General features: G+C 74.3%; 12 protein-coding genes and 3 pseudogenes. 7 read left to right on the top strand and 8 right to left on the bottom strand.

Annotated features, from left to right (window positions below; translation table 11 throughout):
- The first annotated feature begins 85 nt into the window (after nt 1-85).
- From ABZ449_RS02870 to ABZ449_RS02855, 4 genes are all read left to right on the top strand, one after another.
- A complete protein-coding gene (locus ABZ449_RS02870; protein WP_360339077.1) occupies nt 86-1207 on the top strand; it encodes a uroporphyrinogen-III synthase in 1122 nt (373 codons plus the stop codon).
- Complete coding sequence (locus ABZ449_RS02865) at nt 1207-1908, top strand: CbiX/SirB N-terminal domain-containing protein (RefSeq protein WP_360339074.1); 702 nt, start codon at nt 1207-1209, stop codon at nt 1906-1908. Before ABZ449_RS02870 ends, ABZ449_RS02865 begins: the two co-directional genes overlap by 1 nt.
- A gap of 59 nt (nt 1909-1967) precedes the next feature.
- Complete coding sequence (locus tag ABZ449_RS02860; RefSeq protein WP_360339071.1) at nt 1968-2726, top strand: hypothetical protein; 759 nt, start codon at nt 1968-1970, stop codon at nt 2724-2726.
- Between the two features lie 393 nt (nt 2727-3119).
- The gene (locus ABZ449_RS02855; RefSeq protein ID WP_360339068.1) at nt 3120-3533 is read left to right on the top strand and encodes a peptidase inhibitor family I36 protein; all 414 of its coding nucleotides are present in this window, start codon (nt 3120-3122) and stop codon (nt 3531-3533) included.
- Between the two features lie 63 nt (nt 3534-3596).
- Here ABZ449_RS02855 and ABZ449_RS02850 read toward each other — a convergent pair whose 3' ends face one another.
- Complete coding sequence (locus ABZ449_RS02850; protein ID WP_360339065.1) at nt 3597-4484, bottom strand: alpha/beta fold hydrolase; 888 nt, start codon at nt 4482-4484, stop codon at nt 3597-3599.
- Between the two features lie 58 nt (nt 4485-4542).
- On the opposite strand from ABZ449_RS02850, the gene ABZ449_RS02845 reads away from it, so the two are divergent.
- Nucleotides 4543-5145, top strand: a complete 603-nt coding sequence (locus tag ABZ449_RS02845) for a TetR family transcriptional regulator (protein WP_360339062.1) — start codon at nt 4543-4545, stop codon at nt 5143-5145.
- Here the strand turns inward: ABZ449_RS02845 and ABZ449_RS02840 are convergent.
- From ABZ449_RS02840 to ABZ449_RS02830, 3 pseudogenes are all read right to left on the bottom strand, one after another.
- Nucleotides 5142-5309: pseudogene (locus ABZ449_RS02840) on the bottom strand (restriction endonuclease); the annotation flags it as partial. The gene ABZ449_RS02845 and the pseudogene ABZ449_RS02840 sit on opposite strands and share 4 nt — an antisense overlap.
- Nucleotides 5310-5334: 25 nt before the next feature.
- Nucleotides 5335-5583: pseudogene (locus tag ABZ449_RS02835) on the bottom strand (hypothetical protein); the annotation flags it as partial.
- Nucleotides 5583-5753: pseudogene (locus ABZ449_RS02830) on the bottom strand (5'-methylthioadenosine phosphorylase); the annotation flags it as partial. The pseudogenes ABZ449_RS02830 and ABZ449_RS02835, both read right to left, overlap by 1 nt.
- 221 nt (nt 5754-5974) lie before the next feature.
- Between ABZ449_RS02830 and ABZ449_RS02825 the strand changes: the two are divergent.
- On the top strand, nt 5975-6580 hold the full coding sequence (locus tag ABZ449_RS02825) for a transglycosylase family protein (protein WP_360339060.1): 606 nt from the start codon (nt 5975-5977) through the stop codon (nt 6578-6580).
- A gap of 256 nt (nt 6581-6836) precedes the next feature.
- On the opposite strand, the gene ABZ449_RS02820 is transcribed toward ABZ449_RS02825, so the two are convergent.
- The 4 genes from ABZ449_RS02820 to ABZ449_RS02805 form a co-directional block, all read right to left on the bottom strand.
- Entirely contained in the window at nt 6837-8855 is a 2019-nt protein-coding gene (locus ABZ449_RS02820; RefSeq protein WP_360339057.1) for an amino acid transporter, read from the bottom strand.
- Nucleotides 8856-9194: 339 nt separating this feature from the next.
- Nucleotides 9195-10853 (bottom strand): multicopper oxidase family protein, encoded by a 1659-nt coding sequence (locus ABZ449_RS02815; protein ID WP_360339054.1) that lies wholly within the window; start codon nt 10851-10853, stop codon nt 9195-9197.
- 166 nt (nt 10854-11019) lie between these two features.
- Nucleotides 11020-11544 carry a hypothetical protein gene (locus tag ABZ449_RS02810; RefSeq protein ID WP_360339051.1) on the bottom strand — a complete coding sequence of 175 codons (525 nt, stop codon included), beginning with the start codon at nt 11542-11544 and terminating at the stop codon, nt 11020-11022.
- Nucleotides 11545-11640: 96 nt separating this feature from the next.
- Nucleotides 11641-12591 carry a LysR family transcriptional regulator gene (locus ABZ449_RS02805; protein WP_360339048.1) on the bottom strand — a complete coding sequence of 317 codons (951 nt, stop codon included), beginning with the start codon at nt 12589-12591 and terminating at the stop codon, nt 11641-11643.
- 130 nt (nt 12592-12721) lie between these two features.
- Between ABZ449_RS02805 and ABZ449_RS02800 the strand changes: the two genes are divergently transcribed.
- Complete coding sequence (locus ABZ449_RS02800) at nt 12722-13795, top strand: YncE family protein (RefSeq protein ID WP_360339045.1); 1074 nt, start codon at nt 12722-12724, stop codon at nt 13793-13795.
- Nucleotides 13796-13922 lie beyond the last annotated feature (127 nt).

Below are 13922 nucleotides of genomic sequence, written 5' to 3'. Positions count from 1 at the left end.
GCCGTAACAGCGGCGACGCCTTCGCTTACCGGCAGGTGACGGCCGGGCAATGCTCCCGTAACACGTGCGGCGGAGGCTGACCGGCATGGCAACCCTCACCCAGCCGGGCCCCCTCACCGGCTACACCGTCGGCGTCACCGCCGCGCGCCGCCGCGAGGAGCTGACCGCCCTGCTCACCCGGCGCGGCGCCCAGGTGGTCGAGGCCCCGGTGCTGCGCATCCTGCCGCTCGCCGACGACCTCGCCCTGCGCGCGGCCACCGACCGCTGCCTGAGCGCCCCGCTCGACTACGTGGTGGCCACCACCGGGGTCGGCTGGCGCGGCTGGATGAGCGCCGCCGAGGGCTGGGGCCGGGGCGCCGCGCTCACCGAGGCCTGCCGCGGCGCGGCGGTGCTCAGCCGCGGACCCAAGGCGACCGGTGCGGTCCGGGCCAGCGGACTGCACGAGGGCTGGTCACCGGACACCGAGGCCACCGACGAGCTGCTCACCTGGCTGCTCGCCCGCCCGCTGACCGGACGGCGGATCGCCGTCCAGGAGCACGGCGTCCGGCTGGACACCTTCGCGCAGGCGCTGCGGGAGCGCGGCGCCGAGGTGATCTCCGTCCCGGTGTACCGCTGGGCGCCACCGGAGGACCCGGTCGCGGTGCACCGCCTGCTCGACCAGACCGTACGGCGCCAGGTGCACGCGCTCACCTTCACCAGTGCCCCCGCGATCACCGCCCTGCTCGCCGCGGCGGAGGGCGAGGGCCTGCGCGAGGCGCTGCTCGACGCCCTGCGCTCGGACGTGCTGCCGGTCTGCGTCGGCGCGCTCTGCGCCCGCCCGCTCACCGACCTCGGCCTGCCCGCCGTCCACCCCGAACGCGGCCGGCTCGGCGCCCTGGTCCGACTGCTCGCGGACACCCTTCCGGGCCGCTCCCGGCGCGAAGTCCCGCTGCCCGGAGCCCTGTTGACGCTCCAAGGGAACGCCGCCCTGGTCGACGGCGAGAGCCACCGGCTCAGTCCGCGCGGCGCCGCCGTCCTGCGGGCGCTGGCCGAACAGCCCGGCCGGGTACTCAGCCGCGCCGAACTCCTGCGCGCCGCCTGGCCGGACGCGAGCGCCGACGAACACGCGGTGGAGGCGGCGGTGGGCCGGCTGCGGGCCGCGCTCGGACCGCACGCGGGGCTGATCCGCACCGTCCCCAAGCGCGGGTACCGGCTGGCGGCGGGCTGATGCCGCCCGTCCTGCTCGCCGTCGCGCACGGCAGCCGCGATCCGGCAGCCGTCGCCTCGACTCGCGCTCTGCTGCGGGTTGTTCGCTCGCTGCGCCCCGAACTACCCGTACGCTGCTGCTTCCTGGACTTCGACCGGCCGTCCCTCACCGACGCCCTCTCCCGACTCGCCGGCTCGCAGCCGGTCCTGGTCCCCCTCCTCCTCTCCACCGGCTACCACCTGCGGGTCGACCTCCCCGCCGCGCTCGCCGCCGCCGGCCTCCCGGTCACCCACCTCGCCCCCGCCCTCGGCCCGCACCCGCTGCTCGCCGAAGCCCTCGCCGACCGCCTCGCCGAGGCCGGCGCCCCGCCGCACGCCCCCGTGGTCCTGGCCGGCGCCGGCTCCTCCGACCCCACCGCCCTCGCCGACACCGCCCGGATGGCGGCGCTCCTGGCCACCCGCCTCGGCCGCCCGGTCACCCCGTCACACCTGTCGGCCGCCACCCCCACGCCGCACCAGGCCGTCGCGGGCCTCCGAGCCGCCGGTCACCCCCGCGTGGCCCTCGCCACCCACCTCCTCTCCCCCGGCTTCTTCGCCCGCCGCGCCGCCACCACCCCCGCCACCTGGACCAGCGCCCCCATCGGCCCCCACCCGGCCGTCGCCCGCCTGGTCCTCCACCGCTACGACCGGGCGCGGGCGGCCACCGGGGCGCTTGCCGCCTGAGCCGATCCGTTCCCGTGGTACCGGGGCGCGACCGGACCCGACACGTCATGATCAACCGCATGAGATTCGTCCACACGTTCCGAGGCCGCCGGCGCCACCTCATGCTCGGCACCGGCGCGCTCGTGATATCGAGCGAGAAGGGGCCGACCACCATCCCCCTCTCGGTCATCGAGGAGGTCCGAACCCCCGACCTCCCCGACCTCGACATCATGCTCACCGACGGCGAGGTCCACCGCATCGACGGCCTCCACCCCGAAATGACCTCGGCCTTCGCCGTCACGCTCACCGACGCCCTGCCCGAGCAACGCGACCCGGCCGGCAGCGCCCTGGTCACCGCACCGGTGTCCGCCCCCTTCGGCCCCGCGCAGTGGCGTGCCCTCGCGGCGATCGGAGCGGTCGTCTCCGCCTACGTCGGCTACGCGATCTGGGCCGGCATCGCCCACGGCCCGCGCGTCGTCGGCGTGATCGCCGGGGGCGTCGCCCTCCTCATCGGGCTGAGCCTCTGCTTCGTCGCCACGGACGACGTGCGCAAGTACCGGTACCTCACCCGGTACGGCACCACCGTGGACGCCGAGCTCGGGGGACGGACCAAGACGGGCCTCATGTACTACTTCAACGACACCGCCGGCGTCCCGCACCTGTACGTCTGCTCGCGCGACACCGCCATCCTCTCCGTGACCTACGACCCGAAGGACCCCAACCGGGCCATGCACCCGACCTGGGTGGTCACGGTGATCACCAAGGCCGCCCTCCTGCTGATCACCGCAGTCCTCTTCTTCGCACTCGGCGCGTGGGGCGCCTTCGGCCTCCTCTGGTGACGGAAGCCAGCGGCCCGCCTGCACCAGCACCTCTGGCCCGGTCGCTCCTCGCCGCTCCGGCCCCCATGGTGTGCGTGAGAAGTCGGCCAGGCCGACTTCTCACGCACACGAACCCGCGACCCATGCGAGCAAGGGCCGACGGCCGGTGCCCCAGGCTCCCTGGGGCACCGGCCGCGAAGGACACCCCGCGCAGGCCGGGTGGCGCCGCCACACGCCGGAGCGAAGCCGCCTGAGCCGCCCTCGCCCCTCCACATCCGTCCACAAGCGGAACCGCGCGAAACCGTAGCGCCGACGGGGCACCCGTGCCAGCCTGTTCGAGGCCTCGGGGGAACGGTCGGCAACGACCCGGCCCGCCCGGCCTTCCTGCACTGTCGACTGGGACGGGAGTACGGAATGCGCATCAAGATCGGACGGCGTACGGCCAGCATCGCAGCGGTGGCGGCGTTGACGGCCGGTGCGGTGGCGATGGCCACCGGAAGCGCCTACGCAGCGGGTCCGGGCGGGGTGGAGACATGCCCGAGCGGCAGCGTCTGCCTGTACTACAACTCGCCGGGAGCAGGCTGGGGATCGTTCGACAACTTCTCGCCGAACCAGAACCTCGACCTGCACAACTACACGTTCGCCCGCTACGCGAACGGCTCCGGCTACGGGGTGACGATGTACCAGAACGCCGCCTCGATCGTGAACAACACCGACCACACGGTGTGGGTCAGCAGGATCAGCGACGGCCTCTGGGTGGCCTACGGATCGGGGTACGCGGGCTCGCTCAACAGTGCCGCGAACAACGACGCCCGCCTGTTCTCCTGACGCACCACGAGGCACCCCGAAGGGCCCTCCGCCGCGTGTGGGGGCCCTTCGGGCCTTCGTGTCCTACCGCCCGGCGACGCCGACGAAGCCCAGCAGCCGCTCGTTGACCAGCTCGGGCCGCTCCAGGTTGAGCCCGTGCCCGGCCTTCTCGACGATCTCCGACCGCACGCCCGGGATCAGCCGCGTCACCCGCTCGACGACCCGGCGCGGGCGCAGCAGTGCGCTGCGCCGGCCCACCAGCACCAGCACGGGCACCCGGATGGACGCCAACTCCTCGTCCGTGAACGGCCGGGCGGCCGGACGGCTGCTCGGCTTGTAGCCGCGCATCGCGAGCATCATCGGTGCGATCATCTCGCGCGGCGCGCTCAGCGCCGGGTTCGCCAGCAGCCGCCCGACCGCCGGCCGCAGTCGGCGCGGGGCGAGCATCCCGAACAGCCCGCCGACCATGTGGACGTAGAACCGCGCGGGCACCTTCTCGATCCCGCCCGGGTCGAGCGGCACGACGGAGGCCAGCCGTTCGGGCGCGCGGATCGCCTGGTTGAGCGCCAGCCAGCCGCCGTACGAGACCCCGACCAGGTGCACCCGTTCCAGCCCGAGGCCGGCCAGCACCTCCCCCAGCCAGGCCGCGTTCTCCTCCGGCCCGGCCGCGACGGCGCGCTGCACGCTGCGCCCGGGGTCGTCCAGGGTGGAGACCGCGTAGACGGGGTGCCGCTCCCCCAACTCCGCCATCTGCGGGTGCCAGTTGGACGGGTGTCCGCAATGGCCGTGCAGCAGCACGATCGGTTCGCCGGTCGTCGCGCCGTAGCGGTGCACGTGAACGGTTCCGTACGCGGTCTCGACGTCGAGCTCCTGGCGCGGGCTCGGCCACAGTTCCATCGCCCGGTCGTACGCGTCGAGGAACTTCGCCCGGGCCGCCTCGCTGACGAAGTGTCCGACGCTGGTTCTGGTCATGATGCCCTCCCTCTTTTGATGGTATGGTTGTACCACAAAAACATCCGGAAGGAACCCGATGCCGAAGCTGGTGGACCACGAGGAACGGCGCGCCCACATCATCGACGCGCTGCTCCGCTCAGCGGCGAGCAGCGGCCTGCACTCCGTCACCATGCGGTCCGTGGCGGTCGAGGCGGGCGTCTCGGTGCGCCTCGTGCAGTACTACTTCGACACCAAGGAGCAGCTGCTCCTCGCCGCCATGGCCCGACTGACGACCCGCATGGGCGAGCGGGTCCAGCAGCGCGTCCGCGCGAGCGGCGCCGCCACCGACCCGCGCGGCATCATCGAGGCCGTCCTGCTCGAAGCCGTCCCCACCGACGAGGAGAGCCGGGCCTTCCACCTCATCCACACCGAGTACGCGGTGCTCTCCGTCACCGACCCGGCGCTCGGCGGGCAGCCGTTCCTCGCCGCACCCAACGAGATGGAGGCCTTCCTCGCCGCCCGGCTGGCGGCGGCCCAGCAGGCCGGGGACGCCGATCCGCGACTGGACCCGTGCCAGGAGGCCGTCGTCCTGCTCGCCGTCTCGGCCGGCCTCGGCCTGAGCGTCCTGCTCGGCCAGCGGACGGCGGACGAGGCGACCGGCATCCTGCGCTACCACCTCGGCCGCCTCCTTCCCGGCTAGACCAACGCCGCCTCCCGGCCCACCGGTCGGCGCGGAGAGCCGTGGAACACCTGCCGCACGTGCCACTCCCGGTGCCGGTCCGCGACCGGCGGGCGCCCGGCCTGCGGGCCGATCACCGGCCGCCCGGACAGCCCGAGCACCTGCCGCCGGCCGGCCTCGCTGCGGCGCCCGGAGGGAAGTTGCCACGGATCACGCCATCCGTGACGTGTCGCACGCGGCCCCACGACCCCACCCCGGCCCTGGGCACCGCCGCCGCGCGGTGCGCCAGGCGGTGGTGACGGCGCGGTGGGCGGCGGCGGTGGCCTCGGCGACGTCGCCGGGCAGGTGGAGCGGGGCGCCGAGGTGGACGTGCGGGGCGGGGCGGCGCAGCGGGGCGGTGGCGAATCCGGCGAGCTGTTTGGCGGTGCCGCCGGAGCTCAGGCGGCGGGCGCCGCACTGGGCAGGAAGGCGACCCTGCGGCCGGCCACCCCGCCCAGGGACAGCGCGTCGCTCGGCGGCCCGTACGGCGTGTCGACCCGCAGCTCGGTCACGTCGTCCAGCAGCGCGTACAGCCCTGAGCCGCCGATCACGCCCAGCTCGGCCCGCGCGGCGCACTGACCGATCGTCATCGTTCGCACCCTTCTTCGAGGAACGTCCGGGGCCACTGTGGATCGGGGGCCGGTGACGGGGGTGACGGCCGTTCGGCCGCGGGCCGGCGAGGTGGTACCGGGCCGCCGTGCGGGTGACCTGCCCGACGTGTCGGCGCCGGAACACCCCGTCCGGCGTGCATGGGTGGAAGGGCGCCGTCCGCGGACGACGCAGGTTCTGTCCCCCAGCCCGAGAGCCGCCCATGCCTCCCACCGTCTGTCTGCGCCGTATCGTCCCGACCGCGCTCTGCGCCCTCACCGTGGCCTTCGCCGTCGCCCCCGCGGCCCACGCCGCGCCACCGGGCCGCGCCGGCGGACCCGGCTCCGGAAGGGCCGACCGCGGCCCGTACGACTGGGACCGCGTGGCGGCCTGCGAGAGCACCGGCAACTGGCGCATCAACACCGGCAACGGCTACTACGGCGGCCTCCAGTTCGACCAGCCCACGTGGCGGGAGAACGGCGGCCTCGCCTACGCACCGCGTGCCGACCTCGCCACCCGCGAGCAGCAGATCGCCGTCGCCGAGCACCTCGCCGACCACCGCGGGCTCTCCCCCTGGCCCGTCTGCGGCGCCCGCGCCGTCCGCGGCCACGGCCGCGAGGGCGCCGTACCGCCGCGGTCCGCCGTCCCGGCCAGGGCCGTCTCGGAGGACGGCACCTACACCGTCCGGGAGTACGACACCCTCGGCGACATCGCCGAACGGCTGCGCCTCCCCGGCGGCTGGCCCGCGCTCTACGAACTCAACCGCGACGCGGTCGGCGAGGACCCGGATCTCATCGAGCCCGGCCTGGTCCTCGACCTCCCGTCCTGAGCCCACCCGTCCTGTCCCCACCCACCCTTTCCCGTCCCACCGATCCGCCCCCCGCGCCCCCCCCGGCGCGGGCGGCGGTCCGTCGTTCCCCCCGGGGGACACCGACGGCCCGCCCCCACACTCGGAGCGGGCGGGCCGGGCCGGATGGACCGGTTCGGTTCGGTTCGGTTCGGGTCGGGTCAGGTCGGGTCAGGTCGGACGGACCGTGGCAGCCGGGCCCGGTCGGACGGGCCACGGCCGGCGGACGGACCGCCGGTCAGCCGACGTGGACGCGCGGGCGGCGCGAGCGGTCCGGTTCGGCCTCGCGCAGCACCTCCCGGGTGACCGGCGCGACCTCGCCCTGCCCGAACAGGAAGAACCGCAGGAACTGGGCGAAGGGGCTGCCCTCGGTCCACTCGAAGTAGAGGTGCGGCTGCTGCCCGGTGCGGTCCCGGATGTTCAGCGCCAGCGCGGCGAGCGCGTTGGGGATGCTGGAGCTCTCCAGGGTGAGCACCCGGTAGCGGCCGTGCAGCACCTCGCCGCGCACCGTGAGCTCGGCCTCGAAGTCGGAGGCGTCGCGGACGGTCACCTCGACGAAGACCAGGTCGTCCTCGCCGGGGATGTCGTTGTCGGCGCGGATCTGGCGGATCTTGTCGCGGTACTCGGCGATGTCACGGTTGCTCGGCTCGTTGGCGATCAGCCGCAGCGGGCGGTGCGCGTAGTCCCTGATGAAACGTTCCGCCACGTCGTCCATGGCCACGTTGGTGACGCGCAGCTCGAAGGCGCGGCGCAGCCGGGAGAGCAGCGAGACCAGGATGATGCCGGCGATGAAGCAGGCACCGATCTTCAGGCCGTCCGGCCGCTCCAGGCAGTTCAGCACGGTGGTGTAGAGGAAGATCGCCGAGATGACCGCGAAGGCGATGGTCCAGCCGCGCTCGCGCTTCCGGTACGCGGCGATGGTCACCGCGATGGCGGCGGAGCTGATCAGCACCAGCACACCGGTGGCGTACGCGCCGCCCTGGGCGTCCACGTCCGCGTCGAAGATCCAGGTGACCAGGAAGCCGATCAGGGTCAGCACGATCACCATCGGGCGCACCGCGCGCGCCCAGTGCGGGGCCATGCCGTAGCGGGGCAGGTAGCGGGGCAGCAGGTTGAGCATGCCCGCCATCGCGGAGGCTCCGGCGAACCAGAGGATCGCGATGGTGGAGAGGTCGTAGACGCTGCCGAAGGTGCCGCCCAGGTACTCGTGCGCCAGGTACGCCAGGGCGCGGCCGTTGGCCTCGCCGCCCGCCTTGAACTGGTCGGCCGGGATGAGCAGCGTGGTGATGAAGCTGGTGGCGATCAGGAAGCAGCTCATGATCACGGCGGAGGTGGTCAGCAGCTTGCGGGTGCCGCGGATCCGGCCGGCCGGGTTCGCCTCGGTGTCGTCCGGGCCGCCCTTGATGTGCGGCATCACGGCGACGCCGGTCTCGAAGCCGGACAGGCCGAGCGCCAGCTTCGGGAAGGTCACCAGGGCCACGCCGACCATGATGATCGGATTGCCGTGCTGGGCGGTCAGCGCGTCCGTCCAGTCGGTGACCACGTGCGGCGCCTCGATGATCTTCCAGAGGCCGACGGCCACCACGACCACGTTCAGCACCAGGTAGGTCCCGACCAGGAGCACCGCCAGGCCGATCGCCTCGCTGAACCCCTTGAGGAAGACCGCGCCGAGCAGCGCGATCATGATCATCGTGATCAGCACCTGCTTGTTGCCGAGGAGGCTGGTGAGGTGCGGGTTCTCCACCAGGTGCGCACTCGCGTCTGCGGCGGACAGCGTGATGGTGATCAGGAAGTCCGTGGCCGCGAAGCCGAGCAGCGCGAGGACGAACAGCTTGCCCTTCCAGAACGACAGCAGCCGCTCCAGCATCGCGATCGAACCCTCGCCGTGCGGGCTCTCCTTGGCCACCCGCCGGTAGACCGGCAGCGCGCCCAGCAGGGTGACGACCACCAGCACGATGGTGGCGATCGGCGACAGCACGCCCGCGGCCAGGGCGGCGATGCCCGGCTGGTAGCCGAGCGTGGAGAAGTAGTCCAGGCCGGTCAGGCACATCACGCGCCACCAGCGCTGGCCGGCGTGCGCGGCGGAATCCCCCGCCGCCGCGCCGGCGCCCTCGGGTGACTCCTCCGGGGCGCCCTCCACGGCGGACCGCTGCGCGGGCTTCTCCGCGTTCACGTCCTCCAGCAACCAGCTGCGGAGGCGTATTCGCGCCGACGGCGCATCCGACTCCGCCGTCTCCGTCGAACCCGACGAAACCACCTTGCACCTCTTGTTTAAAGACCCCGTAAAACGCCGTCGAACGACGGCGATGCGACAGGCTATGCGACGGGCGTTAAGAATCCGCTATCGGCCCGCGTTAAGAAAACGTCATGGCCGCGCAGGCCGGCGCGGGGGGCGCGACGCGGGGGGCCCGGCAGCGCGACGCGGGGGCCCGGCAGCGCGGTTCGGCAGGCCGGCGGGCACGGGCCGGCAGGCCAGGTGGCACGGCGCGGCGAGCCGGGTGTCTCGAACGCGGGGACCCCGAACCGACTGGCGGTTCGGGGCCCCTCCGGCGTGAAACTCCGGGCCAATTCCCGCGCGGGGGGGGGGAGCCCGGGGTCAGGCCCGGTAGCCGAGGACGGTCATCATGCCCGTCTCCGCGTGGTAGACGTTGTGGCAGTGCACCATCCACAGACCCGGGTTGTCCGCGTCGAAGTCGACGGCCAGGGTCGTACCCGGCAGCACGATCGCGGTGTCCTTGCGCGGGCCGTCGCCGGGCAGCGCGAAGCTGTGGCCGTGCAGGTGGACGGGGTGCCACATGGTGGTGCTGTTGCGGAACTCCAGCCGCACCCGCTCGCCCGCCGCCACCGGGTAGCGCTGCGCCGGGTCGTACCTGCGGCCGTTGAACGCCCAGTCGGCCTTCGCCATCCCGCCGGTGAGTTCCAGCGTCACGGTGCGGTCCGGCGCCTTGGCGGGCAGCCGGACGCCCGGGGCCGCCTTGAGCTGCCCGGCGGTGAGCAGCCGGCCGTCCAGCTCGGCCGGGCGGACGGCGGCATCGGGCGCGGAGCCACCGCCGGTGCGCAGCACGGCCAGGGCCGTGGCGTTCTTGCCCTCGGCCAGGGCGGTCAGCGGGAAGACACCGTCCCCGGCGGTGACCAGCACGTCGTAGCGCTCGCCCATGCCGAGCAGCAGCGCCTGGGTGGCGGCCGGTTCGACCGGGAAGCCGTCGGTGTGGGTGACGGTCAGCTCGTGGCCGCCGAGGGCGACCCGGTAGGCGGTGTCGCCACCCGCGTTGACCAGCCGGATCCGGATCCGGTCTCCGGGCTTGGCGGTGAAGGTCTCGGGCGCGGTGGCGAGCCTGCCGTTGACCAGGTGGAACGGGTACGCGACGTCGCCGGCGTCGCCGCCCAGCAGCGGGCTCCGGGCGCCCACCAGCATCCGGCCGGGGGCGGCGGCGCCGCTCGGGGCGCTCCCCGCGCCGGACATTCCCGGCATTCCCGACATGTCGTGGCCGGACATCCCGGACATGTCGTGGCCGGAGCCGCCCGAGTGGTCCATCCCGCCCATGCCCTGGGCGAGTTCGGCGAGGACGGCGTCCGGAGTGCTGCCGTCGACGCCGTCCACCCAGTCGTCCAGGACGACCACCCACTCCCTGTCGTAGGCCAGCGGCTCCTTGGGGTCCTCGACGATCAGCGGGGCGTACAGGCCGCGGTCCTGCTGGACGCCGGAGTGCGGGTGGAACCAGTACGTGCCCGGGTGGGAGAGCGCGAAGCGGTACTCGAACGAGGCGCCGGGCCGGATGTCGGCCTGGGTCACGCCCGGCACGCCGTCCATGTCGTTGCGCAGCGCGAGGCCGTGCCAGTGCAGCGAGGTGGACTGCGGGAGGTGGTTGGCCAGGGTGACGGCGAGGGTGTCACCCAGGGTGGCGCGCACCTCCTGGCCGGGCAGGCGGTCGCCGTACGCCCAGCTGCGGACGGTGCGGCCGCCGAGGTCGAGGGTGGTCTCGGTGGCGGTGAGCGCGACCTTCCGCTCCGGGCCGGGGTTGCGCCGGGCTTCGGCGGCGGCGACCTCGGGGCCGTTCGGGGAGAGGTAGCCGGCCGGGGCGGCGGACGCGCCGGCCGGGGCACCGGCGGGGGCGCTCGTCCCGGTCGTGGAGCCGTGGTTCATTCCGGCGTGGTCCATGCCCTTCATGGAGCCGGAGGAGCAGGCGGTGAGCAGTCCGGTCCCGGCGGCGGCGAGCGCGGCGCCGAGAACGGTGCGACGGGTGGGTGTGCGCATGGCGGAGTACACCTCGTGCGGTGAGTGGGTGTGCAGGACGTCGCGTCGGCCGTTCCGTGCGCGGGCGCCGTGGGGAGCGAGCGGGCGCGTGGATGTGCGCGCGGGCGCGTGGATGTGCGCGCGGGCACCCCTGAGCGGGCGCGGGCACGGGACGGCGGGCGCGCGCCTACTGACGCAGCACCGAAAGTCGGGTGAGGAGTATCCGCCCGCCCCCGGGCGGGGGCAGCGCGCGGACGGCCCGCAGCAGCCGGGCCCGGACCTCGGCGGCGGCGGCGCCGCTGCGGCGCAGCAGTGCGCCGGTGAGGAACAGCACCAGCGTCCAGCCGGCCAGGACGGCGAGGCAGACCGCCATCGGGTCCATGCCGCCGGGGGCTGCGGGGTCGACCGCGGAGACGACGGGGCCGAGCGCTGAGGCGGCCGGGTCGGCCGTGAGGGCGGCGGAGTCGAGGGCTGAGGCGGCGGAGTCGTGCACGGGCTCGGCGGCCGGTGCCCGGTGGACGGCGCCCGCCTGGTGCATCGCGGAGGCGTGCGTCCCCGGGCCCTCGTGCCCGCCGGAGCCGCCCGATCCGCCGTGCGCACCGCCCGGATGGCCGAGGGTGTGCATGGTCACGATGCCGAGCAGGAGTGCGGCGAGCAGCAGCAGGCGCGGCGCCCACGGCACCGGCGGGCCGGACGGCCGCAACCGCAGCATCCCCGCCTCCCGTCCTCGCCGCCCGTTCGTACCCCGGCAGGGTATCCCGACCTCACGCCGGGGACCGAGCCGGGGCGCCGCGTCCACCCTCCCGGTTCACTCCGTGTCGCCCGGCCCCACACCCGACCCGGCGTCCACCTCCGACCCGGCGTCCGCCCCCGCGCCCAGCACCGCGGCCGCCACGTGCTCGCGGAACCAGCGGTGGCCCGGGTCGGCCGAGTTGCGCGGGTGCCAGGCCATCCCCAGCTCCAGCGGGGCGAGTTCGAGCGGGATCGGGAAGGTGCGCAGGCCCAGCGCGGCGATGGTGTCCGGCAGCCAGTCGGCCGGGACGAGGGTGATCAGGTCGCTGTCCCGGGTCAGCAGCATGGCGCCGGTGTGGCTCGGCACGATGACCGCCACCCGGCGCCGCAGCCCGAGCCCGGCCAACGCGGTGTCGATCGGGCCGAGCCGCTTGCCGCGCCGGGAGACGCCGATGTGGTCGGCGGCGGCGAAGCGCCGGGCGGTGATCCGACGGCCGTCGAACAGCGGGTGGCCGCTGCGGGCGAGACCGACCAGCGGGGCGGTCAGCAGCCGGCGGGTGCGGACCTCCGGGTCCAGGTGTCCGAGCACGCCCAGTTCGACGTCCACCAGGCCCTGCCGAAGCGCCGGGCCGCCTTCCAGGGTCTCCGACAGGAACACCACGTCCACCCGGGGCGCCTCGGCCCGTACCCGCTCGGCGAGCGCGCCGGCCACCCGCACCAGCATCAGCTCGCCGGCCTGCACCGTGAAGGTGCGGTCCAGGTGCACGGGGTCGAACCCGGCGCCGGGACGCAGCACGCTGTCACAGCCGCGCAGCAACGCGCCCACCTCCTCCCGCAGTTCGAGCGCCCGCGGGGTCGGGACGAGCCCCTGCCCGGCGCGCACCAGCAGCGGGTCCTCGACGGCGCGGCGCAGGCGGGCCAGCATCCGGCTGACCGCCGCCGGCGAGGTGCCGAGCCGCTCGGCCGCGCGGGTGACGCTGTTCTCCTGGAGCAGGGCGTCCAGGGCCCGCAGCAGATTGAGATCCATCGATCACACCCTCCTGAACTGTGTCTTTGCGTTCTGGGCAACTATCCGATGCCGATCCTTGCATTGTTCCCGCGGGGGCCGCCGAGGAACGATCGGGATGACCGCGAAGCCCTCCCTGAGGAGTCCTCACATGCCCCAGCCCTCCCACATCGACCGCACCGACCGCGCCGACCGCGCCGACCGCGCCGGTGACGTCCTCGCCGTCGTCAGTCAGAGCGGCCCGACCGTCTCGTTCTTCGACGCCGCCGACGACCGGCACCTCGACACCGTCGAAATCCTCGCCGAGCCGCACGAGTTGTGCTTCGACCCGACCCGGCGGCTGCTCTGGTGCAGCAGCGCGTACCACTCGGGCTACTACCACGCCAACAGCGGCCGCCGCACCGAACTGACCGTCATCGACGCCGACACCCGCCGGATCGTCGACGTGATCGACCTCGCCCCCGAACACGGCCCGCACGGGCTCGCGTTGGACGCCGCCCGGGGCCGCCTCTACGTCAGCGTCGAGGGCGGCGAGGACCGCCCCGGCGGCGTCGTGGTGATCGACACCGAGACCCGTCGCCCGCTCGGCCGGATCGACACCGACGCCCCCGGTCCGCACTGGTTCGCCATCTCGCCGGACGGCCGGACCGGCTTCGCCACCAACAAGGAGGCGCCCTTCGTCTCGGTCGTGGACCTCGACAAGGGCGTTCTGACCGCCAAGGTGGAGGTCCCCGGCAGCGAGGGGCTGGCCGTCTCCCCCGACGGCACCCGGGTCTACGCCGCCGGCCCGTACCTCTCCACCACCACCGCGCCCGGCGCGGCCCCCGGCATCCGCGTCATCGACGTCCCGACCGCGACCGTCACGGCCGTCCTCCCGACGGACTCCCCCGCCCTGCCGGTCCACCTCACCTCGACCGGCCGACTGCTGGCCGGCGAGGTCCGGCTGGCTCCCGACCCGGAGAACGCCCTGGGCCGCCAACTCACCGGTCGGCTCACCGTGTTCGCCGCCGACGACCATCGCCGCCTCGGCTCCGTCGAGGTGGGCCTCTTCCCCCTCACCATCACCTCCTCCCCGGACGGCGCCCTCGCCTACGTCGCCAGCGTCGTCTCCTCCACCGTCGACGTCATCGACCTGGCCACCCTCACCCCCGTCTCCCGCCTGACCATCCCCAAGCTCGCCGACCCGGGCGCCCACGGCCTGGCCTACCTCCCCCGCCCGGCCTGACCCTCACGGGACGCAGGGCGCCACCCCGCCCGAACCCCGAAGCGGCACACACGAGTTCGTCCACCACACCGCCCCCTGGCCCCTCACCCGCGAGCCCTTCGCGCGAGGGGCCCGGGGGCGCCCTCGC

Source organism: Kitasatospora sp. NPDC005856, assembly GCF_040629945.1.
Taxonomy (GTDB): domain Bacteria; phylum Actinomycetota; class Actinomycetes; order Streptomycetales; family Streptomycetaceae; genus Kitasatospora.
Note: the sequence above shows the minus strand (reverse complement) of the source record. Positions and strands in the feature narration are given on the sequence as shown.